The organism is Embleya sp. NPDC001921, from assembly GCF_053594475.1.
Map to the genome: position 1 here is coordinate 25,061 of NZ_JBSFEO010000060.1, position 21,855 is coordinate 46,915.

The 21,855-nt window shown below is 71.5% G+C and carries 13 protein-coding genes; 3 read left to right on the forward strand and 10 right to left on the reverse strand.

From position 1 onward, the window contains the following. Positions 1–8 precede the first annotated feature (8 nt). Together ACWCPW_RS44705 and ACWCPW_RS44710 are read left to right on the forward strand one after the other, a co-directional pair. Entirely contained in the window at positions 9–1,643 is a 1,635-nt protein-coding gene (locus ACWCPW_RS44705; protein ID WP_449767374.1) for a glycoside hydrolase family 13 protein, read from the forward strand. A 274-nt stretch (positions 1,644–1,917) separates the two neighbouring features. Continuing rightward, positions 1,918–2,937, forward strand: a complete 1,020-nt coding sequence (locus ACWCPW_RS44710; protein ID WP_449767375.1) for a LacI family DNA-binding transcriptional regulator — start codon at positions 1,918–1,920, stop codon at positions 2,935–2,937. A gap of 51 nt (positions 2,938–2,988) precedes the next feature. Here ACWCPW_RS44710 and ACWCPW_RS44715 read toward each other — a convergent pair whose 3' ends face one another. From ACWCPW_RS44715 to ACWCPW_RS44725, 3 genes are all read right to left on the reverse strand, one after another. Further along, positions 2,989–4,818, reverse strand: a complete 1,830-nt coding sequence (locus ACWCPW_RS44715) for a hypothetical protein (RefSeq protein ID WP_449767376.1) — start codon at positions 4,816–4,818, stop codon at positions 2,989–2,991. A gap of 37 nt (positions 4,819–4,855) precedes the next feature. After that, positions 4,856–5,968, reverse strand: coding sequence for a hypothetical protein (locus tag ACWCPW_RS44720; RefSeq protein WP_449767377.1), 1,113 nt, complete (start codon positions 5,966–5,968; stop codon positions 4,856–4,858). A gap of 70 nt (positions 5,969–6,038) precedes the next feature. Further along, on the reverse strand, positions 6,039–6,560 hold the full coding sequence (locus tag ACWCPW_RS44725; RefSeq protein WP_449767378.1) for a hypothetical protein: 522 nt from the start codon (positions 6,558–6,560) through the stop codon (positions 6,039–6,041). 338 nt (positions 6,561–6,898) lie between these two features. Here ACWCPW_RS44725 and ACWCPW_RS44730 point away from each other — a divergent pair, with 338 nt between their 5' ends. Then, a complete protein-coding gene (locus ACWCPW_RS44730; RefSeq protein WP_449767379.1) occupies positions 6,899–7,618 on the forward strand; it encodes a hypothetical protein in 720 nt (239 codons plus the stop codon). 59 nt (positions 7,619–7,677) lie between these two features. Here the strand turns inward: ACWCPW_RS44730 and ACWCPW_RS44735 are convergent, their stop codons facing one another. The 7 genes from ACWCPW_RS44735 to ACWCPW_RS44765 form a co-directional block, all read right to left on the reverse strand. Further along, positions 7,678–8,811 (reverse strand): hypothetical protein, encoded by a 1,134-nt coding sequence (locus tag ACWCPW_RS44735; protein ID WP_449767380.1) that lies wholly within the window; start codon positions 8,809–8,811, stop codon positions 7,678–7,680. Between the two features lie 11 nt (positions 8,812–8,822). Continuing rightward, positions 8,823–9,500, reverse strand: coding sequence for a hypothetical protein (locus ACWCPW_RS44740; protein ID WP_449767381.1), 678 nt, complete (start codon positions 9,498–9,500; stop codon positions 8,823–8,825). Continuing rightward, positions 9,497–13,330 carry a hypothetical protein gene (locus ACWCPW_RS44745; RefSeq protein WP_449767382.1) on the reverse strand — a complete coding sequence of 1,278 codons (3,834 nt, stop codon included), beginning with the start codon at positions 13,328–13,330 and terminating at the stop codon, positions 9,497–9,499. Before ACWCPW_RS44745 ends, ACWCPW_RS44740 begins: the two co-directional genes overlap by 4 nt. 93 nt (positions 13,331–13,423) lie before the next feature. Continuing rightward, positions 13,424–15,757 carry a hypothetical protein gene (locus ACWCPW_RS44750; RefSeq protein ID WP_449767383.1) on the reverse strand — a complete coding sequence of 778 codons (2,334 nt, stop codon included), beginning with the start codon at positions 15,755–15,757 and terminating at the stop codon, positions 13,424–13,426. Beyond that, positions 15,754–18,576, reverse strand: a complete 2,823-nt coding sequence (locus ACWCPW_RS44755) for a DUF6603 domain-containing protein (RefSeq protein ID WP_449767384.1) — start codon at positions 18,574–18,576, stop codon at positions 15,754–15,756. The genes ACWCPW_RS44750 and ACWCPW_RS44755 overlap by 4 nt, the downstream gene beginning before the upstream one ends. A gap of 395 nt (positions 18,577–18,971) precedes the next feature. Next, complete coding sequence (locus tag ACWCPW_RS44760) at positions 18,972–20,471, reverse strand: hypothetical protein (protein WP_449767385.1); 1,500 nt, start codon at positions 20,469–20,471, stop codon at positions 18,972–18,974. 269 nt (positions 20,472–20,740) lie between these two features. Continuing rightward, positions 20,741–21,838 (reverse strand): phosphatidylglycerol lysyltransferase domain-containing protein, encoded by a 1,098-nt coding sequence (locus ACWCPW_RS44765; RefSeq protein WP_449767386.1) that lies wholly within the window; start codon positions 21,836–21,838, stop codon positions 20,741–20,743. Between the last annotated feature and the right edge of the window lie 17 nt (positions 21,839–21,855).

The window sequence follows — 21,855 nt, forward strand, 5'->3', positions numbered from 1 at the left end:
GGACAGCCATGAACCTCCCCCTGACTCTCCCCGAGCCATCACGGACCCGGGAAAACCCCGGGCCCTGGTGGCGGGACGCGGTCATCTACCAGGTGTACGTGCGCAGCTTCGCCGACGGCAACGGCGACGGCGTGGGCGACCTGCTGGGCATCCGCACCCGGCTGCCCTACCTGCGCGACCTGGGCGTGGACGCGCTGTGGATCACTCCCTTCTACGCGTCGCCGATGGCCGACGGCGGTTACGACGTCGCCGACTACCGGGCGGTCGACCCGACCCTGGGCACGCTCGGTGACATCGACGCCCTGGTACGCGAGGCGCACGCACTGGGCCTGCGGGTGATCGTCGACATCGTGCCCAACCACACCTCGGACCGACACGCCTGGTTCCGCGAGGCCCTCGCCGCCGCACCGGGCGACGCCGCGCGCGAGCGCTACATGTTCCGCGACGGTCGTGGCGCAAACGGCGAACTCCCGCCCAACGACTGGGAGTCCGTCTTCGGCGGCCCGGCCTGGACCCGGCTTCCCGACGGCTCCTGGTACCTGCACCTGTTCGCCCCCGAACAGCCCGACCTCAACTGGCACCACCCCGAGGTCCGCGCCGAGTTCCTGGACATCCTCGCCTTCTGGCTCAACCTCGGCGTGGACGGCTTCCGGATCGACGTCGCGCACGGCATGTTCAAGGAACCCACGCTCGCCGACATCGGGCACGACCGGCAGATCTCCCTGCTCGGCACGCAGGCCCTGCCGTACTTCGACCGCGACGAGGTACACGAGATCTACCGCGACTGGCGGGCCCTGCTCGACACCTACCCCGGCGATCGGGTCGCGGTCGCCGAGGCCTGGGTGCCCGACGCCGCGCGGCTCGCGCTGTACCTGCGCCCGGACGAGCTGCACCAGGCCTTCAACTTCCACTACCTGGGCACCGACTGGTCGGCGCCGGCCTTCCGCGCGGTGGTCGACGACTCGCTCGCCGCCGTCGCGGACGTCGGCGCGCCCGCCACCTGGGTGCTCTCCAATCACGACGTGCAACGGCACGTCACCCGCTACGGCGGCGGGCCGCTCGGGCAGGCCCGGGCCCGCGCCGCGGTGCTGCTCACCCTCGCGCTGCCCGGCTCCGCCTACCTCTACCAGGGCGAGGAACTCGGCCTTCCCGAGGTCACCGACCTGCCCGACGAGGTCCTCCAGGACCCGCAGTGGGAACGGTCCGGCCACACCGACCGCGGTCGCGACGGCTGCCGGGTGCCGATCCCGTGGGACGGCGCCGAGGCGCCGTTCGGCTTCGGTCCGCCCGGGTCGCGGGAAAGCTGGCTGCCGGTACCCGCCGACTGGCACGGGCTGAGCGTGCAGGCCCAGCGCGGCCGGCCCGAGTCGATGCTGGAGCTGTACCGCGAGGCCCTGCGCCTGCGCCGCGCCCTGCCGGGACTGGGCGGCGGAACGCTGCGCTGGATCGACGCGCCGGACGGCTGCCTCGCCTTCGAGCGCGGCGCCGAGTTCGTGTGCGTGGTCAACTTCGGCGCCGCGCCGGTGACGATCCCCGCGTACGGCCGGCAACTGCTCGCCGGTGCGCCCCTGGTCGCGGCCGAGGCGGGCGGCGTGCTGCTGCCGGCCGACACCGCGGTGTGGTGGGAGCGGACGACAAAGTGAGCCGTGCACCGTCGGCGGCGCCGTGTGCGGGCACGGCGCCGCCGACGGTGACCTCGGCGCGCCGGCGCCCGGCCGTACCCCTTCCGTTCGTCGCGATGGCCGTCCGGGCGGGCCGCGTCCCGCCCGGTCCGCCGCCGGCCCGGTCCGCCCCGCCCTCGCGGGCCGCGTCCCGCCCTTCGCCCCGCAGCGTGCTGACGACCCGTCACCTGTGTCGCAGCAGGAGGAATTCCCCGACATGACTTTCCCTTCGTCCGGTCAACTAGAGTCGTCTCCCATGACCCCCAGGCTTTCCGACATCGCTGCTCAGGCAGGTGTGAGCGAGGCCACGGTCAGTCGCGTCCTCAACGGAAAGCCCGGCGTGTCCGCGGCCACCCGGCGGGTCGTCCTGGCCGCCTTGGACCTGCTCGGCTACGAGCGGCCGACCCGGCTGCGTCGGCGCAGCGCCGGCCTCGTGGGGCTGATCACGCCCGAGCTCGACAACCCGATCTTCCCCGCGTTCGCGCAGGTCATCGAAAGCGCGCTGACCCAGCGCGAGTTCACCCCGGTGTTGTGCACGCAGACCCCCGGCGGGGCGACCGAGGACGAGTTCACCCACCTGCTCATCGAGCGCGGGGTCTCCGGGATCATCTTCGTCTCGGGCATGCACGCCGACACCACGGCGGGTATCGAGCGCTACACGAAGTTGTCGGCCGAGAACGTGCCGATGGTGATGATCAACGGCTACGCGGAAGGCGTGGACGCGCCGTTTCTCTCCACCGACGACCGGCTCGCGATGCGGCTCGCGGTCAGCCATCTCGTCGAGCTCGGGCACGAGAGAATAGGCCTGCTGTCCGGGCCGCGCCGATTCGTGCCGGTCATCCGCAAGGCCGAGGGCTTCCTGCGCACGATGGCCGAACTGCTGGGCACCGACGAGGACGACGCCCTGCTGGAGAACACCATCTTCTCCTTCGAGGGTGGTGCCGCCGGCGCCCGGACGCTGCTCGACCAAAACGCCACCGCCCTGGTGTGCGGGAGCGACGTGATGGCCCTGGGCGCGATCACCACGATTCGCGAGCGCGGCCTCTCGGTCCCGCACGACGTCTCGGTGATCGGCTTCGACGACTCGCCGTTCATCGCGTACACCGACCCGCCGTTGACCACCATCCGCCAGCCGGTGCAGGCCATCGGACTGGCGGCGGTCCGCGCGCTCTTCGACGAGTTGGCCGGTATCCCGGCGCCTCGGTCGGAGTTCGTCTTCCGCCCCGAACTCATCGTGCGCGGGTCGACGGGCTCGGGGCCGAGAATCCAGCGCTGAGCCGGCGAGCCCGCCGAGCTGCCCCGAGCCCCGAACCCGCCGACGTCCGCGCTACCTCTCGAGCACGGGTGCCCGCGGTGTGAAGCGAAGTGTGTCGTGTTCCGGGTCCACGCCCGTGCCGATCTCCGATTCCAGGCCGTGCACGGTGATCTGGTACTCCTGGTCGACCTTGAACTCGGCCGTGACCACGATGTGGAACGGCGACTTCGCGTCGATCCGGGCCTCGACGACCGTGACCGCCGGGGTGATCACGTAGTTGCCCGGGGGCGTCACGGTGTCCGGGTCGGGGGTGAGGTTGACCGCGAGCGTCAGCACGTCGGCGGTCGCGGCGGCGTCCTCGAGCGCGATCCTGGTGAGCGGCGGGCCGCCCGCGCACTCCGGGAAACCCAGGATGGAACTGTAGGCGATGCACGACCGACGACACGCCAGCGACGGTTCGTCGAATCCGGCCGCCGGGTTGCCCTTGGCGTTCTCCTCGGACACCAGGTCGAACAGCGCGTCGAACTGCTGCTGGGCCGCGGACACCCCCGGCAGCCACGCGTCGTCCCACCAGAACGTGCGACTGATCCCCTGGAAGGCGTCGTAGTCCGCCCGACCGGTCACCGTGAAGCCGCGGCTGTCCAGCGGCTCCGCTCCGGAGAATCGATTGGCGCCGTGCGCGACGGCCATCACCATGCCCTCGAAACGCAGTACGCCCGACCTGGCCAATCCCCCGGTCACCACCACGGTGTTGCGGCCGAACCGGCGGAGCGCGTAGACGTTGGGTTCGATGCGGTTCCAGTCCAGGTACAGATCCACATCCGGGTAGAAGCCGCGCAGGTGTTTGAAGACCGTCTCCACCATGAACTTCGGAATGGGGTTGCCGATGCTGGTCTGCTTCCCGTTCCGGAGCACGTCCTCCGCCTGCCCGGGGGTCAGGAACTTGGCGACGTCGTCCTGGAGATAGTCGCTGGTGTCGCTGTAGACCGTGAAGGTGCCTTCCCGGCCGGCGACGGCCTCGCCACCGCAACCCGACGTGCCGAACACGAACGAGGCCTGGTGTTTCTCCGCGTCGTGCGCCCGCGCGTAGGCCGGATCCCATATGTGCGGTCGCTCGGCCGCGTCCCGCGTCCACCGGTCGGCCATCAGCTTGGGCCGCAACTGCAGGTAGTAGTCGCCGACCACGAGTCCGGCGGCCTGCAGCAGATGGCCGCCCTCGGGGTCCGCCGATCGGCCCACGCCCAGGTGATGGAAACCGCCGCGATACTCGCCGATGGCGACCGAGCGCACGGGCACGGCGGTTCCGTCCGCGCTCATCAGGCGATCCCGTACGTGGAGTTGGGACGCCTGGACCAGCTTTCCGTCGAAGAGCACGACGGGTTGATCGGGGGAGCAGACGAACTCACCGGTGGGCCCGTCCTCGTGACCGAACGACAGGTGCACGGTGAAGTGGCTGTCGCCTCCGCCGGTCCCGTTGCTGAAGGTGACCGGCGCCGGGGCCCAGACGAGCGCGCCGCCCCGATCGAACGAGCCGCTCAACACCTGCTCGCCCTTGGCCACCGTCTCGATGCGCTCCAGGCCTCCTTCCGGCAGCTTGATCATCGTGCCGTGCGCCATGCAGGCACAACAACAACCGCAACTGTGCACCGATCCGCCGGCCGCGATGCAATCGCCCGCGGGGTCCCGGGAATCCGGGTAGTACGTGATATCGCCATTGCCGAACAGGCAATAGGTCGTCTGGATCGGAAAGTTCGACCCGACATGCACACACATGTCGTGGAGCGTCTGGGCCACTCCCTCGCAGTGGTGCGCCAGATCCCCCGAGACCTTGTTGCAGGCAGGGATGTGATATCCCTCCTCGATGTTCTTTTCGCAGGTTGCCTGGTCGTACGGATCCGCCATGCTCCCTCTTCCTCTCGACAGGCGGGGTCGGGTTCTCCTACCCCCAGCTGTAGCACCACAGGTGCTCGGGATTGTCGGAATACAGATCCAGGGACGAATACCAGGTGGCCACCGGCGTCGGGGATGCCTTCGGATTCGACGCGTCGGCCTGGACCACCTGGAGCAGGGTCTTGCCCGGGCTGGAGGCGGACAGGCAGATCGCGTACACCGCGCCGGTGCGCGGGTGGACGGCGAGCGGCGCCACCACGTACGCGTCGGGAAGCGTGATCACCGCGGCCCGGTTCTCGACGAACTCCTCGACGTCGGCCACCACGATCCCCCAGGTCCGGCCCTTGCGGACGAGCGCGCACACACGTTGCGTCGGCTGCGCGGGCACCACCACGGGGCGCCCCTGGAACTCCCATCCCTCGGGAACCGTGATGTCGGCCGCCGACACGAATTGATCGACGTCGAAGCGCTTGACCGGCCCGTGCACACCGTCGGGAGTCCCGACGACGTAGTGATCCCGGGAGGTGGTGACCAGCAGGAGTCGGCGCGCCACCCCGAAGTCCACGCCGCCCACGCTCAACACCCCGGCGTCACCGTGCCCCGATCCGGGATGCAGATCGCCCCACACCAGGGAACTCGTGGGGCCCGTGTCCTGCAACCCGAATAGAACCTTCTCGTCCTCACCGACCACGAAATCCGAGAACGGGGTCGACGACGGGGTGCCGATCGAGAACCAGACCGGATCGACGAGATAGCGTGAACCGTCGGTCGGAGCACCATATTTGTCGACGGTGGCGGAATCCATGCGGGCGGCGAACAACGCCTGGCCCGGCGCCGACCAGAAGAACGAACGGTATTCCTTCCTGGTGGAATCCCAAAAGCTGCCGAAGACCTTGCCGTCCTTGCGCGCGATCTCCAGACACTGACCGCCGTCGGAGAAGTACGCGAGGTTCCAGGTCGTGTCGAACGTCAGATCGGAGTGACCCGCGACGTTCGCACGAGACGTCCCGGTCGCCGACGTCGCCTCGAACTCCCCGCTGCCGGGGGCCAGGTATTCGCGAATCTTGTCCGAGGGGTCGTTCGTCTCCCCGAGAAAGTGGTACGTGCCGTCCGTGATCGTGAGGCCCACGAGCTTCAGGGCGTCGATGTCCGCGTTCTGCATCGGGTCTCCTTCGCGTGCTGCCGGAGGCCGCCGAGGGCGACGATTCGTGATCCCCGTGTCCCGGCCGGCGTCATCGGCCGGTCTGCGCCACCGGCTCCCCCCACCTGGTGTGATCCGGCCGGTGCGGATCGGGTGCCGGGCAGTGCTCGGAGGGCAGGCGCGCCTTGCGCGAGGCCACGCAACCGCACAGCGAGCACGTGGACTTGTCGGTCAGGCCGGTGGCGGCGAGGCGTTGGAGGGCGCCGCCGCGGCCCGCGCTCAGGTGCGGGCACGCGCCGCACGCCCGGGTCCGGGCGGCGTACACCTCGTCGGAGACGACGGTGAAACCGGTACGCGCCCAGCGCGCCAACGCCGTGGCGCCGCGCGCGAGCAGCACCTGGGCGGGCAGGGGCCGGTCCGCGGCCGGTGGCGGCTCGGCCAGTACCTGGTCGAGCAGTTCGGGATCGGTGCGGCAGGTGAGGATGTTGCGGGCGTAGGTCTCGTCGACCACGGCGGCCCGGAGTACGTCCTCGGACACGGGAGCGTCGAGGCCGAGGATCCGGCCCAGCTCCGCCCGTTGGGATTCGATGTCTTCTTCCGGCTCGACCGCCACGAAGGAACAACCTCCCCGATCGTCGGATCTCCCCACGACGAACCCGGCGGTATAGGCAACGAGTCCGTATCCACCACGAGTTCGTCGAGCAACCTGCCGCCATCGAGCCTGACGGCGCGCCTGCGCAAAGGCAATCCCCCACGCGGTTCCATCATGGTTTGGCGCGTTTGTGTCGTGGCTATGTCTTGGTCGTCCGGGCGGAGCGCGCCGATCGATCCGGGTCGCAGAGGATCGCCGAGGATCGCGAACTTCCTTACGGGCAATGGCAGATCGCACGACCGGCCGATCTCGGACAACGCCGAAACCAGACAACGCTGCGAGGCGAAGGAGACCCGACGATGAGAAGTGCGCCGACCGCGATGGCCGCGGGCCAGGGACCATCCGGTGAACCCCTCGTCTACGTCTTCGACGGGAACGACCTGGTGCGTCGGATCCTCCAGGGCCCGGACGGCAAGCCGATCCAGGAGTGGACCGATCAGGGTATTCCGCACCGATATCCCTTCTCCGCGACGGGAATCGGCTACCGCACGCTGTGGCCCTGCCTGTCCGAGGCGTTCGACGGGCAGAGCCCCGTCGCGCTGTTCCGACTCGACGAGGAGGTGGGCCGGTCGGACTACACCTTCCACGCGGTGCTGCCCGTCGGCCCGGGCCACTACCGACGGGTGTCCTGGCTGCACACCTCGGGCGAACTCAAAGCCCGCGACACCGACCCGTTCCGGGTGCCATCGACCCTGACGCTGACGGCGGCCTGCGAACTCGCCGATTCCGACGTCCTGTTGTTCGGATCCACGGCCGACGAGAAGTGCGCCTACGCGGTCTGGGACTCGACCACGCACACTTCGGGCCGGGTGTCCGCCGTCCCCGGGCTGGGCACCCCGGTGAGCGCCGCCTTCCTGGGCTACGACACGCAGGACGGCGAGCAGGTGATGCGCGTGTACGCGGGAGCGGACGGACGGGAGGAGCACGCGTTCACGGTGACGGCGAAGAACACCGGCGACTCGGCGTACGTGTTCACCCCGCGTCCGACGGCACCCGAGTTCCTCGCCGCCGCCGAATAGCCCGCGCACGGTGCGGGCGCGCCGCGTCCCGGCCGCGTCGCGGCGGCCGGGACGGGAGCTCAGCGCACGAGTCGCCCCCCTCCCCAGGGTTGCCAGTCGAGCACGATCACGTACCACGGGAGGTCCGGGTGCGGATCGGGCACCCCGGTGGCCACGGTGACCACGTGTCCCGCCGGTACCGGCAGCGTCGTGGTGCGCGCGCCGACCCCTGCCGACAACGTCAGCGCGTACACCGGATCGGTGCCGGCCTGCGCCCGCAGCGCCAGATCGAAGGTCAGCCGCGTGTTCGCGAACCGGGAGCGCGCGGTGGCCAGAAGCAGCCCGTCGGTGTGCGCGGTGAACGTGTCGCCGTCGATCCCGGCGCTGCGCCAATCGTGCGAGGTGTACCCGGCCACCGGCCCGCCGGTGTGTTGTCGGCCCAGGAGCCGGACCGTCCCGTCGGCCGAGAGCCGACCCGCGTTGATCGCGGGGCCGGCCACGAGCACGAAGGTGCTCAGCGCGGCGGTGGTGGTCGGGATCGTCGTGTCCTGCGGGGTGAGCAGCGCGCTCAGTACACACGCGGTGTCCGCCACCGGCGTCAGCGTCCAGCGACCCCCGCAGTGGGTCACGTCGTGGCTGACCGGCGTGCCGTGCTCGGTGCTGTGGGTGAGCGTGTAGGTGGCGTCCACCCCGGCCGGTGCCTGTGCCGTCCAGGTCAGGCCGGTGTGCTGGTGGTCGGGGTCGACCATGTAGGGGTCGGGGCGGAAGTCGCGGAAGACGAAGCCCGCCGGGTTCTTGTTCAAGGTCAGCGACGCCGTCCGGGGCCGGTCGTCGACCGTCTCGCGGACCTCGATCAAGACCGTTCCGGTGACCCCGTTCACGGTCAACCCGCCGACGGTCAAACCGAGTTCGCCGTTGGCCGGAAGTACCGCGTCCGGGTCGTCGGCGCTCATCGACAGGTCCAGGTGATCGGTGCCGGCCTGCGCGTCGGAGCTCCAACCGTCCGTGACGGACAGGTCCACCCCCTGGTCGTCCTGGGTGGTGAGTTGGCCGGCCCCCCGACCGCGAGGCACCCGCAGCAGGATGTCGGTGCAGGCGACCGGTCCGCCGGTGTTGTTGCGCGCGGTCACGGTGAAGCCGGTGTCGCGGGCCTCGGCGTCGAGATGGTCCGGGTCGATCGTGTAGTCGAGCAACGCGGCGTCGGAATCGGCCATGGGTGGTGTCCTCATCCGGGGTGCGGGGTGAGATCGCCGTTGCCCAGCGGGATCCAGACGATGTCGGCGCGGGGCCGGTCGCCGGTGAGCGACACGGTCAGGTCCGCGTCGGTGGGCACCGGCAGCAGGGTGTCGACGTGGACCTGGGCCTCGTCCGCGTTCAGCACCCGGGTCAGCGGCGATCCGCTGCCGGTGGGGCGGATGTCGATCGTCAACGTGGCGCGCGCGCCCGCCGTGAGCGTGGTGACGTTGGCCGCGAGGAAGCCGTCGGTGGCCGCGGTGTAGGTGGTCCCGGACGGGCCGGGGACCGGGACGTCCCGAGGGGTCCGCAGGAGGGTGGTCTTCCCGGTCGCGGACAGCGCGCCCGCGAAGACGTCGCCGTCGGTGACGATGACGGAAGTCACCGCCCGGTCCTCGATGTTGCCGGGTACGGAGACCACGAGCAGGAACGCGGTCGCCGCCCGGGTGAGGTCCTGCGCGACGAACGAGCAGGCCGCACCGACCTGTTCGGGCACGATCGGGGTCGGCTCGCCCGGTTGGTCGGAGCGCCACAGGGTGTAGCTGCAATCGCCCTCCGGGCCGTGCCAGGTGAGCTTGACCGACGCGCCGTGTGCGATCTGCGGGCTGTCCGGCGCGAATTCGGTGATCAGCGGGTCGTCTGCGGATTGCTCGTCGAGGGGCGGGGTCATCGATCCTCCGGGGATGCGCCGGACTGCTTCTGGGTCAGGGTGAGGTAGCCGCTGCGGGCGTCGGGGGCGGTGTTCCGCAGGCGGGCCTGGCCCGTGCCCGCGGCGAGCGTGTAGTGGTCCCACGCCGCGGGGTCGGCCTGCGCGGCGCCCGGGCGCGGCGGTGTGGCGAAGTGCCAGTCGCCGGCCGCGTCGGGAGTGGGCAGGGTCAGCTGCGGCAGCGCCCCGGTGTGCGGCGGCCGGGTGTCGGCGGGCAGCGTACGGACCAGGACGGGGGCGATCGGCACGGCCAGGGTCAGCCGGCTCAGGTGTTCGGCGACCGCGGCGGGCGGGACGCGCCGGCGCACCACGGGCAGGATGTCGGTGTGCGCGGTGATGGTCGCGTTCGGGTCGACGAGGGCGGTGAGGTACGCGGCGTCGCGCGGGTCGACCGTGAGCGCGGCGGGCCGGGCCGGCACCGTGAGGTCGGAGCCGTCGTGGATCGGCGTGGTGTAGCGCCCGACCGGCCGCGTCGGCGGGTGCACGGCGTGCAGGAGCGTGTAGTCGGTGCTGCCCGGTTGGGCCGGAAGCGGGTCGGCGGCGGTGAAGTAACCGATCACGCCGTCGTCGCGGTCGCCACCGGCGCCGACGCGTACCGGCCAGCGGCGGTCCACCCGGTGCGGGTCGGTCTGGTCGGCGGACGCGAAGACGCGGTCCCAGTGCGGGTCGGTGCGCGGATCGCCGGCGAGTTCGAGGTGCACGCGCAGGCGTACCAGGGCCAGCGCGCGGCCGGCGGCGAGTCCGGCGCCGATGGGGGTCGGGCCGGGGCGGTGCGCCGTGGACATCAAGGTGGTGTCGACGGTGTCCGCGAGGTCGATCAGCCGGCCGGGGCGTTCGGTGCCGGGCCGGGTGCCGGCGGCGATGGCGTCGGGATCGAGGTCGACCAGGGCCTGGAGGAAGCCGGCGAGCGCGGGATGGGCGGCGCTGAACGCGCCGTCGTACAGGGATTGCGGGGTCGGCCGGGGCGAGTCGGGCAGCGGCAGCCAGGTCACCGCGTCCCGGCTGCCGTCGGAGGCGGGTCCGGCGAGGTAGCGGACCTCGCCCAGCGCCCGACCCCGCGGATCGTAGACGGCGAGCACCCAGTGCGTGGCGGGGTGCGCGCCCACCCCGGTGCGGCGGGTCACCAGCCAGCCGGCCACCGGGGTGTCCGCGACCAGCAGCGGGTCGCTGTCGGTGTCGACGACGTGATCCAGGTCGGTGGTCGCCGCGGTGTAGGACAGCGGGGTGACGCACAGCCTGGCCGGTTGGGGCAGGCGCGGGGCCAGTTCCACCAGTCTGGCGCCCTCCTCCCCGGGTACCGGGTGCCGGGGAATCATGCCGTCCGGCCGGATGAGCGGATAGTTGCCCTCGTTCGAGCGGTCGACGACCATGACGGCGCGCCCGAAGGTGTCCACGACGTTGAGTTCGCTCAGCCGGAACTGGGCCGCCGGGATGGGCTGGTAGGTGCCCCGCTCGGGATCGGGGGCGTACCCGGCGGCCTGCGGCAGGAACGGGGGCAGCGGGTCGAGGTGGTACCCGGGGCTGCGGTGCAGGAGCGCGGCGCGCAGTCCGGTCAACCGTTGCGAGGCCAGGTTCCAGGTGCCGGCCAGCCGGCGGAACTCGTCGAACGTGTCGGGCGTGTCGGGGTAGGTGGAGCGGTAGGCGTCGATCCGCCGTTGCAGGGTCTTCACCGGCACGGCGCTGATCAGGCTGCGCCCCTGCAACTCGAACGGGTCACCGGTCGGGGTGCTCCTGAGCCGGCGCCGGCTTCCGTCGAAGTCCCACAGCGGCCGGCCGTCGGCGTCCTCGAACGGCAGCGGGTGGCAGACGATCTTCCAGGCCAGGCTCAGCGGACGCCAGGGCTGTTCCCACACGGTGTCGGTGATCGGCCAGCGCTCCTTCGCGGGGGCGGACACGCGCGCGTTGGCGGACAGTCGGGTACCGACGGCGAGGTCGCCGGCCTCGCGCAGGTAGTGGGACAGGGCGTGCAGCGTGTACAACTCCCGGGCGAGCGCGGTCAGCGCGGCGCGCATCGAGGCGGGGAGGTCGGCGACGGCGGTGTCCCAGCGCGGGGGCACCGGCGGAGAGTCGGGCGCGGTGGCCGTCCAGGCGGGTGAGGCGCCGGCGTGGGCGGCGTCGACCGAGGCCGTGGTCAGCGCCTCGCCCGTGTGCCGGCAGGGCAGCGCGGTGGCGGTGGTCGCCGACGAGTCGGCGAGTGGCGTACCGGCGCCGCGGATCAGCAGGGTGGGGTCGTTGGTCGCGTGGTAGGGGTCGTGCGGGCCCTGAGAGAGGTCCCAGCCCTGGGGGAGTCCGCCGCGCAGGCTGTCCCGGAGGCTGTCGCGGGTGCTCCGCAGGGTCGACTCCCGGGCGCCGGCGGCGACGAGTCGGGCCACGGTCGACTCGGGCCTGTTCGGGTCGAGTTCGGCCTCGCAGGTGTCGATGTCGAAGTCGGGCTTGTCCGAGGCCTCTGCGTACAGGCCCTGGAGCCAGCACAGATCGCTCACCCGGATGGTGAGCGAGTCGATCCGGTCGGTGGTGTCGTCGAGGGCGCGTTGCGCGCTGTTCAGCGCGGCCAGTTCGGCCCGGGGGTAGGGCGGGGGCTCGGCTTCGCCGGGGTGTTCGGGTTTCGTGTCGGTGTCGGTGCGGGTGAGTTTCCACCAGGTGCCGGCTCGGGCGGGGGCGAACCAGTCCTGATGGGTGGCCGTGTGCAGGAGTTCGCCCTCGGCCTCGGGCGTGACGGCGTCGTCGAGGGAGGCGAGGTGACCGGTGTGGAAGGCGTGGAAGTCGGTGCCCGCGCCGCGATCGACGCCCCCGTCGGCGTCGGCGGCGTCGGGCGGAGTGGGCAGGCTGTCGGTGACGAGCGCTGCCATGGCATGGCCCATGTCGTGCCCGACGGCGAGCTTGATGTCCTGGTGGCCGTCGGGTTTGCCGGACTCCGGCGCGATCTTCGCGTCCTTGTCCCAGCTCAGCGCCAACACGGTGCCGCCGTACAGGGAGCGCTCGCCGCCGGCGAAGCCGGGCTCGGGGGTGATCTCCCAGCCCAGGTGGCCGAGGGCTTCGTGGGAGCGCGCGGCGACGGGTACGGAGCCCGCGAAGAAGCTCAGCAGGGCATCGATCTGCCGCGGGTCGACCGGATCGTCGGCCGCGTCGGTGTGCCAACCGGCGACCAGGTAGCTCAGATCGGCCGCGGGCAGCGCGGCGGGGTTGCCCGCGCTGTCGCACAGCGGGTCGTGGAAGGAGAACACGTCCGCGCAGTAGGGCTGGAAGGCGGCGAAGGCGGGCAGCCCGGGTCCCAGGACGGTGAGCGGTTTCAGCGTCGTGGCCGGCGCGGGCGCGGTGGGTTCCTCGGTCAGCGACTCGTTGCGGCCCAGCCACGTTCGCGGGCCGACCCGGGAGGTCGCGCCGCCGGAACTCGCGGGTTTGTCGCACAGGAAGTCGCTGTGCACGAGCCAACCGGCCGGCTGCGGGGAAACGTCGGAGGCCGTTCCTCGGGGGTGGTGGTAGCGCAGGATGATCCAGCGGTTGGGCACGCTGGGGTACCACAGGGGCGCGTCGCGACCCTCGGTGAGATCGGCCCGGCCCTTGGCGAGGGCGGGCGGCAGGTGCCAGTGCAGGTAGACGCCCTGCTCCCGCTCGTGGGTGCCGAACTTGCTCACGGTGTCCATGGGGCGTGGTTCGGGATCGCGCCAGTGGCTCTTGAACGCCAACGACTGCCGCCAGAAGTGGTCGTTGCCGACCACCTTCGTCACGCACAGGGCGTCGACGGTCAACGGGACGACGACGATCGTGGCGTCGTCGGGGGTGCTCTCGCGCACGGGTTGTCTCCTTGGTGCGCGCGCTGCGCGCGGACGGCGGGGGCGACTCGGGGCGCGCGCGGCCTTCGGAGCGGGCCGCCTCGCGAGGCCGGCTCAGGGCTTGGGTACGAAGACCAACTCCCCGGCCGAATTGAGCAGTTGCAGGGCCAGTCCGGCGGGAGTGAGGGTCGGCGCGCCGTCCAGTGCCGCCTGAAGCAGGTCGCGCAGGCACGGGCTTCCCTCGGCGACGCGCAGCACTTCCCGGGAACGCGGCGAGGATCCGTCGGTGCCGCGCAGGCACGCGTCGAGGCCGGTGGCCTCGCGGAACAGCGGCTTGCCCAGGTCGGCGCCGTCGGGCACCCGCAGGTTCAGCGAGCCGCCGTGGTTCATCGTGTCGATGCCCAGGCTCAGGCCGTGCGGTGGTTCACGCAGCGTGACGCTCGCGGGAAGGGTGTCCCACAGCAGGAGCGCGACGTCGGCGAGCGGCCGGCCGACCCGGGTGGTCAGGGCGGTGTCGCCCGCGTCCGTGGCCTCGATGATCAGGTCCGGCCAGTAGCGCACCAGGGGCGAGCGCACGAACGCGCCGAAGACGGGCAGGTCGGGCTCGCCGGCTTCGGTCAGCGCCTGATGGAGGATCCGGTCGAGATGCACGTCCAGGGACGTGGTCGTGCCCGTGCGGCGGATCCCGGCGAACAGGGCGTGCATCCACGCCGGGTCGATGTGGAAGAACCTGGCGGTGCGCTCGGGCAACATGCCGGCGTGCGGCACGAGGTGGTCGAACGGTACGCGTACCAACCACTGTTCGGCGGGTCCCAGGGCCTGCGCGAGGTGGATGGCGTGCTTGTCGGCCACCCGGCGCAGGGCGGCGGCGGTTCGGGGCGTCGCGGGGTCGCGACGGGTGTCGGCGGTGTCGACGTCGCCACCGGCGTTCTTACCGGCGTCCGCGTCGGCCCTCGCGTCGGCCCTCGCGTCGGCCCTCGCGTCGGCGATCAACTCCGCAACGATGCGCGATAGTTGCTCCGCCCCGCGTCGCGTGTGGGTGTCGGTCGCGATCCGTCGGGCCGAAGCCGTCGCCGTCGCCGTCGGCTGCTTCTTGAGCCCCTCGTCGATCTCCGGGGCGAGTCCGCCCTCGACCAGCCGTTGGAAGCGCAGTCGGGCCGTCTCCGGTTCGTCGTCGTCCGCCTCGGAATAGCCACCCGCCCGGGAGCCGGCACCGCCCGCCGCCACGCCGCGTCGCAGGGTGGCCAGGCCGTGTTCGCGGTAGCTCTCCAGCGTGCGCAGCAGCGTGGGGTCGGCCGCGGCGAGCACTTGGCCCAGGGCGTACGCACAGGCGTAGCCGACGTCCCACACGCCCTGGTCCTCGATCCAGATCAGCGCGGCGTCCGGGCCGGTGAGGGGTTCTCGGCCGGCGGGCAGCGGCTGTGGCGGGACGGCGGTGCACGGCCCTCGGTACCACGCGGGCGTGTGTTCGCCGGTGGGAAGTTGGTAGGCGACCGGTACGTATCCGGCCGCCAGCCGATCGGCGACGTGCCCGGTGGTGCTGCCCCGGGGCAGCCGCAGCCGGTTGTCCACCCTGCTCGCCTCGGCCAGTTCGTCGGCCAGGGTCTGGAAGTCGTGGCCCGCGTCTCCCGGCGCGGTGCTGTCGAAGCTCCACGACCACAGCGCGGTCATCCGCACGGCCGTGGTGTCCCGCGGGGGCGCGGTGGTTCCGCCGAGGAAGGTGAAGTCGGTGTGGCCCTCCAGGGAGACGAGTACGGCGGTGTAGCGGCACGGGCCGATCCGGGGGAAGCGGTTGGCCGCGAGTACCGCGTGCCGACCGGGCTCGAAGTCGTCCACCACGTCGGCGGCCTCGAACCGGGCCGCCGCGGTGACGTCACGTACGTGCACCAGCCAGCGCAAGTCCTCCCGCCTGGGTAGCAGTTCCTCCAGCGCGTCGAAGCGCAGATCCACGGTTCGGCACGGCAGGGTGAGCCGGTCCGCGAGGGCCTGCCGGTCCAGGGCGGGGGCCAGCACGTGCGCCGGCGGGTCGAGCAGGTCCCGCACGGTCCCCGCGCGGATCGCCTCGCCCGTCACGGAGTCCGCGACCACGTCGTCCCCGGTGACCAGGAGCAGCGCCATCCAGGGATCGGTGTCCCCGGTCAGCGTTCTGGCCCAGGGCAGGCCGCTGCTGTTCAGGACCAGGTGGGGCAGTGTCGTGTCGAAGCGTCCGGACGCGGTGGGCGGCGGGTTCATCGCGATGACGTCCGTCGGTTCCAGGGTGAACCGGGCGGCGTGCACGGTGAATTCGGCACTGTCGGTGAGCGTCGTCAGCGTCGAGCCGGTGTCGTCGACGATCGGCTGGGTGGCGGTGAGCGTGTAGGCGCCGGCCGAGAGCGCGGGCCGGTCGTCCCCGACGAAGGTGACGACCAGGTCGGTCGGGGCGGTGGACAGCGCGTGCGGATCGGTCATCGGGACCTGCCGGAGTCGGGAACGAGCATCGGGTCGGTGGTCAGCGTCGACCACAGGCGCGTTCGGTAGCCGGTGAGCGCGTCCAGCGGCGGCGCGGCCGGATCGCCGGGCGCCACGCCGAGGGCCGTCCACTGGGCGAACAGGTCGCGGCGGGCGGCCACGGCGTCCGCGGTGTCGATCGTGTCGGCGACCTTTTGCCGGGTGCCGTCGAGCGGGAGGTCGCCCTGGGGCCGCTCCGGGACGGGCAGCAGCCCGCGCGCCCCGCCGTCGAGTTCCAGGCGCGCCTTGGGGATCGGGCCCACGGGTGGATCGGCGCAGGTGGGTGCCGGCGGGGGTGTCGCCCGGGCGCCGATCAGCGCGCCGTCGATCAACTCCGCGTCCGCCGGGTGCACGGGAGGGGTGGCCTGGGGGTTCTCCAGCAGGGGTCCCCACACGCTCGCGGGGACGCCACCGGTGTCCGGGGTGATGGTCCACGTGTCCAGGTCGACGCGCTTGCCGTCCCGGGTGAGCGCGAGGGTGCAGTGCGCGGTGACGTGGGTGTGCATGGGTCGCACCGGAACCTTGCCGCCGCCGGCCGCGAGGGCGATCTCGCGGCCGGCCGAGCACGCGGACCCGGTGGCGGTCTCCCGATCCAGCGCGGTGCAGGGCACGGGGGTGCGCACGGCCAGTGCCAAGCGCGGGACGGCCACCTCCCCAGGCTCGCCCTCGGCATCGGCGGGCGCCTGCTCGTGCAGCAGCCCCGAGGCGATCACGACCTGCAACTCGCGCCCGGACAACACTCGTTCGTGAAACTGCTGCCAGCTCAGCGCGGCGGCGTCGGCGGGCCGGTCGGCGCCGAAGCGGATGTGCAGGTTCGGCACCACCGGGAGTTCCACGCACGCGACGCCGCCGGTCGGTGGCCCCCACAGGGTCAACTCGACGGACAGTTCCAGGTGGTGGGTGCCCAGGAAGCGGATCTCGACGCCGACCTGGACCCCGATGTACAGCTCGAACCGGAACGGCTCCCACTGCACGGTCGCGTTCATCTCCGCGCGCAGCCAGGCCGACACCACGGAGGAGGAGTACTCCACCCGCAGGATGCCACCGACCTGCAACATCGAGGGGGTCACCGCCGCGTACGCCTCGCCGCGGATCCCGACGCAGTCGCTCGGCTGCCACACCACGCCGATCCGCTCCACCGACTGCGGGTAGTGCGCGGGTGGGCGGTAACCGGGGTGGTAGCCGCCGAAGGTGATCACGAAGTCGCCGGCGTGCTCGGACGGCGGCAGCCAGGTGTAGATCGCGAAGCCGCCCTGCACTCGGCAGTCCTGGTTCACCAGGTAGGACTGGGTGGGGTCCAGGGCGCCGGACAGCGACAGTTCGCCGGTGGACAGGCGGTAGACGGCGCGTAGCCCCAGGGTGAGGCAGACGTACGGCCGGCTGTTCTGCGGGAAGCGGATCCGGGCGGTGCCCAGGACGGCGACGAGTACGTCCTCGCTCGAGACCTGTACCGCGACCACGGCCGTGGCCTCGACCAGCTTGAAGACGTTGAAGGTCACGCCGATCGCCACCCACACGTGATCACCGGCGGGCTTGATCAGCGCGTCCAGCTTCTCCAGCACGGCGGCGGCGCCCTTGTCCACCGGCATCGCCCGCTGGTCGCCGATGCCCGCGACGAGCGGGTAGCGCGCGACGTCCTCGGGCCTGTCGGGAATGCTCAGATCGGAGTTGTAGCCGAACCCGCCGATCAGTCCGGTGATCTCCACCGGGTCCAACGGAATGTGCAGGCCACAGACTTCGCCCACCACGAACACCGTGGTGCGGCCGTCGGCGAGTTCGCCGTACATGCCGGCCGCGAGGAACGCGAGTTCCGGCGTCGTGACCACCAGGATCCCGCTGATCGACAGGGTCAGCGGTGGCGCGGGGTGGGTGTCGCGGATCAGTGCGCCGGCGATGGTCGTCGGGCCCACGGCGTACGACAGGCCCAGCCCGTCGAGCAGCCCGGAGATCGCGAACGATCCGTCCATCGCCACGGCCAGGCCCAGGCCGATGGCGTCGAAGGTCAGGCCGACCGCGCCCAGCGAGGCGTCCACGAGCAGGCACAGTCGTTTCGTCGCGTCGGTGCGGTAGGCGAGGCCGACTCGGTGGAGTTGGAGGGGACCGAGGGCCTTGGAGACGTCGAGCCATACGGCGGTGGGGGGTGCGGACGGGGCCGGGGCGGGGGCCGCGGCGGGCATCTGCGCGGGGAGGGCGGGGTGCTCGTTGTCGGACGGGGTGGCGGACGGGGTGGCGGACGGGCTCGCGGATGCGGCCCGCGGATCGGTGGTGGTGGCGGGCGCCGGGCTTGGGGACTCGGTGGGGCCGCCGAAGGTGATCCACGCCTGCCGCTTGTCGCCGGCCACCACGATCTCCGCGCCCAGCGATGCCTTGCCGGCCAGGGCCGACGCGTCCAGGTCGAGCGCTGTGCCTTCACCGGGGCTCAGCAAGGTCAGGAGTTTGTCGGCCAGTTCCTTGCCCGGCGGCCGGTCCCCGGTGCGCGCGACGAGGGCGACCCGGGTCACCTCGGCGGCGGTCGCGGGTAGTCGCGGACCGACCACCGGCAGGTCGGCCAACGTCAATCGCGGTCGAGCCGCGGCGGCCAGCACCGTCACCCGCTGCCCCGCGACGGGGTCGCAGGCCGAGGCCACGCCCACCTGCCATTCCCGCTCCAGGGCGGTGCCGGTCAGCGACAGCCCGAGTTCCACCTTTCCCTTCCCCGTGGGAAAGACCAGCCGCAGCGCCCCCGAGGTGAGCGCCGGCACCGCGTCCATCGGCAGGTCGTCCCACGCGTCCCCACCCATACGCCCACTCCCCTGTCGTCCGACAGCTTCCGGGGACGCCCCGCCACGCCTGCGGCACACCGCTTGCCGCCTCGGGAGACGCCCGGTCCGAGTCGCGACCGCGAGGTACCGGCGCAACTTCGCAGAGATCGAGTACCGTTGGTTGCCCGACCATCACATTACGAAACCGAGTGGTCGACGCAACAGCCTTGGGGAATCCCGGTCTTCGTGGTATCGGAAAGCCGAGCGCGCCTCGAACACCCTTGCTGCCGACGGAAGTTGCCCAATTCCAGCGCCGACGTGGCGGGTTCTCGTCGGGCCGGACGTGGGGTCGTGGTAGGCCGGACGTTCGGTCGCCGCGGACCACGAGGGGCGGTCGCCACCGGGCCGGACACCCGCGTGTCGGATCGTCCGTACTACCCGTGAACGACGCCGGCGGGCGACTCGTCATCGGCGCCGAGCAGGTGTACCAGGTCGCCGAATCGCACCGGATCGCCCGCGAGCATCTCGGCGTCGAGTTGCCATCCTCCGCCGTCCTCGGCGAACGTCCCGGTGAAGTACGTGGCGTGGGCGTCGGGATCGGAACCGGGTCGGCAAGCGATGTGCGCGCCCAAGACCAACCCGTTGTCCGAGGTGTACTCCAGGAGTACGCCGATGTCCGTGTCCGTTCCGGCGAGTTCGATCCCCATGGTCAGGGCGAACTGCCACGACACCCAACTCCCGCGGTCGCGCACGGTCTCGATGCGCGCATCGCGCACCCGCAACTCGCGGAGCTGCTCGGGGATCTCCGGCCGTGCGCCCCATTGTTGCGCGGCCCAGTCCAGGAGATCGCCGATATCGAGCTCGTCCACGCTCGCGATGAATTGCCGGCATCCGCTGTCGTCCGCCCAGGAGTTCACCAGGTCCAGGGTGACCCTGGTCGAACCGATGGTGATCACGATCGGGTCCCCGCCGGCGTCGGCGCTCGCGCCGGTCGTCTCGGCCGCGTCGGCCGCCCGAGGCACGGGTGCGACCTCCCTGGCAGGCGTCAGGGTTCCACCTGCCGTGACCTTGGTCTTGCGTCCGCGAACCTGCCGCAGTGCGTAGGGGAGCTTGTTGTGATCCCACAGTTTGGGATCGACCGCGTGGTTGTGCTCCATGGTCGCGTACCCGGGTGACAGGAATCGGTCCCCGGACGCGATCACGGCCCACGTCTTGTCGGCGACCCGCTGCGGCCACTTGGTGTCGTACAGCGTCGCGTATTTATCGAAAAAGCTTGCTATGTAACCCAGTTCGGTACGGTCGGGTGGCTCCGCGCCCGCGGGCCGCGCCTTCACGAAGCCCGCGGCGGCCCGCATCTGTCCCAACGTCGTGCGCGCCTCGGGCAACCGCACATGACGGACCAGGTACTCCTCGTAGTTCTCCCCCGGATCGTCCACGCGACGGGATCGGTTCGGCGCGTTGGATCCCGATGGCCCGATCACCAGATTCCCGCCGCACCACGCGAGCATCTGGGAGAACTCGTACGCCTGGTCCCTGAATCCGGTGCCGGCAGGGTCGTGGACGATCGTCTTCAGTCGCAGGGCCCGCAGGAACGCGGTCAGTTGTTCGAGGTCCGCGGGGGCGGGGTCCCACGGCAACGTCCGAGCAAGCTTCTCCAATTTCTGCAGGTACCGCACGAGTGCGGGCCCGGGCTTCGTCGCGTCATCCCGGTAGTAGGCGTCGACCGCCCTGTTCCAGCATCGTGCGAGCATGTTCCACGGCACGATGTGATGCCTCGCGAGTTCCACTCGTTCCGGAGCGCCCGCCGCGGCCGGCACGTCGAGGTTCGCCACCGTGCGATCGTGCATCACCTCGGCGTTCTCGTCGCGATATGGATGGTTCGGGCGTGCTTCGAACACGAGGTTCACCCTGCTCGGCTGCGATGCACCGGTCATCATTCGCCTCCATGAACGCGCGAGTAGACCCGAACCCACCGATTCCCCGAACGGCTCACTTCCCCACCGCCCGCTCCGGCGTTGCCCAGCCACCCCCCGCACCACACCCCCACCACCCACTTCACTCGAACGCGGTCACCCCACCGTCCCGGGCCGGGTGGGGTCGTTTCGAGCCGGGGCCATCACACGGCACCTGGTTCCGATCCCCCGAAGGCAACGCCGGTGGGCCCACGCCGCCGCGAACCCACCGAGACGTCGCGGACAACCGATCACAACACCCGGGTCGCCCGCAGGAGGCGCCATACCGCCGCCACACGAACACGATCCTGGAAGGCCACGTACTCGGGTTCACACGCGTGCGGGGCCCACTTGAGTTTGAAGGCCGCCTGCGTCCTCGCCGGGTAGAGCTCGCGCCCGGGCCTCGCCCCCTGCCGGATCGCCCACCCGAGCAGTCCGGACGCACAGGCCGGTTCGTGCTCGTCCGCCAGTCCGACGAACGGCGCGAACCCGAGGTGCAGCCAGCCCGCGCCCTCCTCGGTGAAACGACCCAACGCCGTGAGGTTGATCAACTCGTGGGTGCCGACCGGGGCCTGCGGGCGACGTCGGGAAAGGTCGCACAACCACCCCGGTCGGCTTCCCCAGGCCGGCGCGTACGTGATGTAGGCGACGGTCGCTCCGCGGTGGCGCGCCACGAACGTCCGTCGCAACGTCCGGCCGATCCCGCCGTGTTCGCCGACCATGAACGCCAATTGCCGCACGTAGCGCCCCTTGTCACGCAACCACTCCCGGTCGATCTCGTCCAGGGTGCGTTGATCGGGCAGCGCTTCGGATCCCACCTCCGTGACGGTCACCCCCTCCCGCCGGGCCCGGGAGACGTTCTGGCGGACCTTGGCGAGGGCCTTGCCACGCAGCGTGAAGCGGGACAGGTCGATGCCGTACGAGACACCGAGCTGGTTGATCACGAATCCGCGGTCGGCGTAGACGGCGATGTCGTGGGAGCGAAGCTGAACCGCGGTCAGCGACTTCGGCCGGCCCGGGCCGTGGCCGAGCGTGTGCAGGTATTCGTCCAGGAGGCGTCCGCGTTCCGCGGGCGCCGCGAAGGGTCCGGCGAACTGGATGTGATGCGGGTACCCCGGCCGAAAGGCGACGAGCCCGGGAACGCCGCTCCCGTAGTAGTGCCGCGTCCGGGAATTGACCGCCAGGAAGGCACTCGGATGGTCGGCGTAGGTGCGCAGCACCCCGATCGCGTTCCGCTCGCTCGCCACCGGCTTCCGCGCACCCGACGGCGGAACGGCGGCGACCTCGGCCGCCGCCCCTTCACTCGGCCCCGGGGTCCGCTCGCCCGACGCCGGGACGGCAGCCTTCATCGCCGCCCCCATACGAC

Coding starts and splice junctions, on each gene's coding strand:
- ACWCPW_RS44705 (WP_449767374.1), top strand. CDS start 9: ATGAACCTCCCCCTGACTCTCCCCGAGCCATCACGGACCCGGGAAAAC.
- ACWCPW_RS44710 (WP_449767375.1), top strand. CDS start 1,918: ATGACCCCCAGGCTTTCCGACATCGCTGCTCAGGCAGGTGTGAGCGAG.
- ACWCPW_RS44715 (WP_449767376.1), bottom strand. CDS start 4,818: ATGGCGGATCCGTACGACCAGGCAACCTGCGAAAAGAACATCGAGGAG.
- ACWCPW_RS44720 (WP_449767377.1), bottom strand. CDS start 5,968: ATGCAGAACGCGGACATCGACGCCCTGAAGCTCGTGGGCCTCACGATC.
- ACWCPW_RS44730 (WP_449767379.1), top strand. CDS start 6,899: ATGAGAAGTGCGCCGACCGCGATGGCCGCGGGCCAGGGACCATCCGGT.
- ACWCPW_RS44735 (WP_449767380.1), bottom strand. CDS start 8,811: ATGGCCGATTCCGACGCCGCGTTGCTCGACTACACGATCGACCCGGAC.
- ACWCPW_RS44740 (WP_449767381.1), bottom strand. CDS start 9,500: ATGACCCCGCCCCTCGACGAGCAATCCGCAGACGACCCGCTGATCACC.
- ACWCPW_RS44750 (WP_449767383.1), bottom strand. CDS start 15,757: ATGACCGATCCGCACGCGCTGTCCACCGCCCCGACCGACCTGGTCGTC.
- ACWCPW_RS44755 (WP_449767384.1), bottom strand. CDS start 18,576: ATGGGTGGGGACGCGTGGGACGACCTGCCGATGGACGCGGTGCCGGCG.
- ACWCPW_RS44760 (WP_449767385.1), bottom strand. CDS start 20,471: ATGACCGGTGCATCGCAGCCGAGCAGGGTGAACCTCGTGTTCGAAGCA.
- ACWCPW_RS44765 (WP_449767386.1), bottom strand. CDS start 21,838: ATGAAGGCTGCCGTCCCGGCGTCGGGCGAGCGGACCCCGGGGCCGAGT.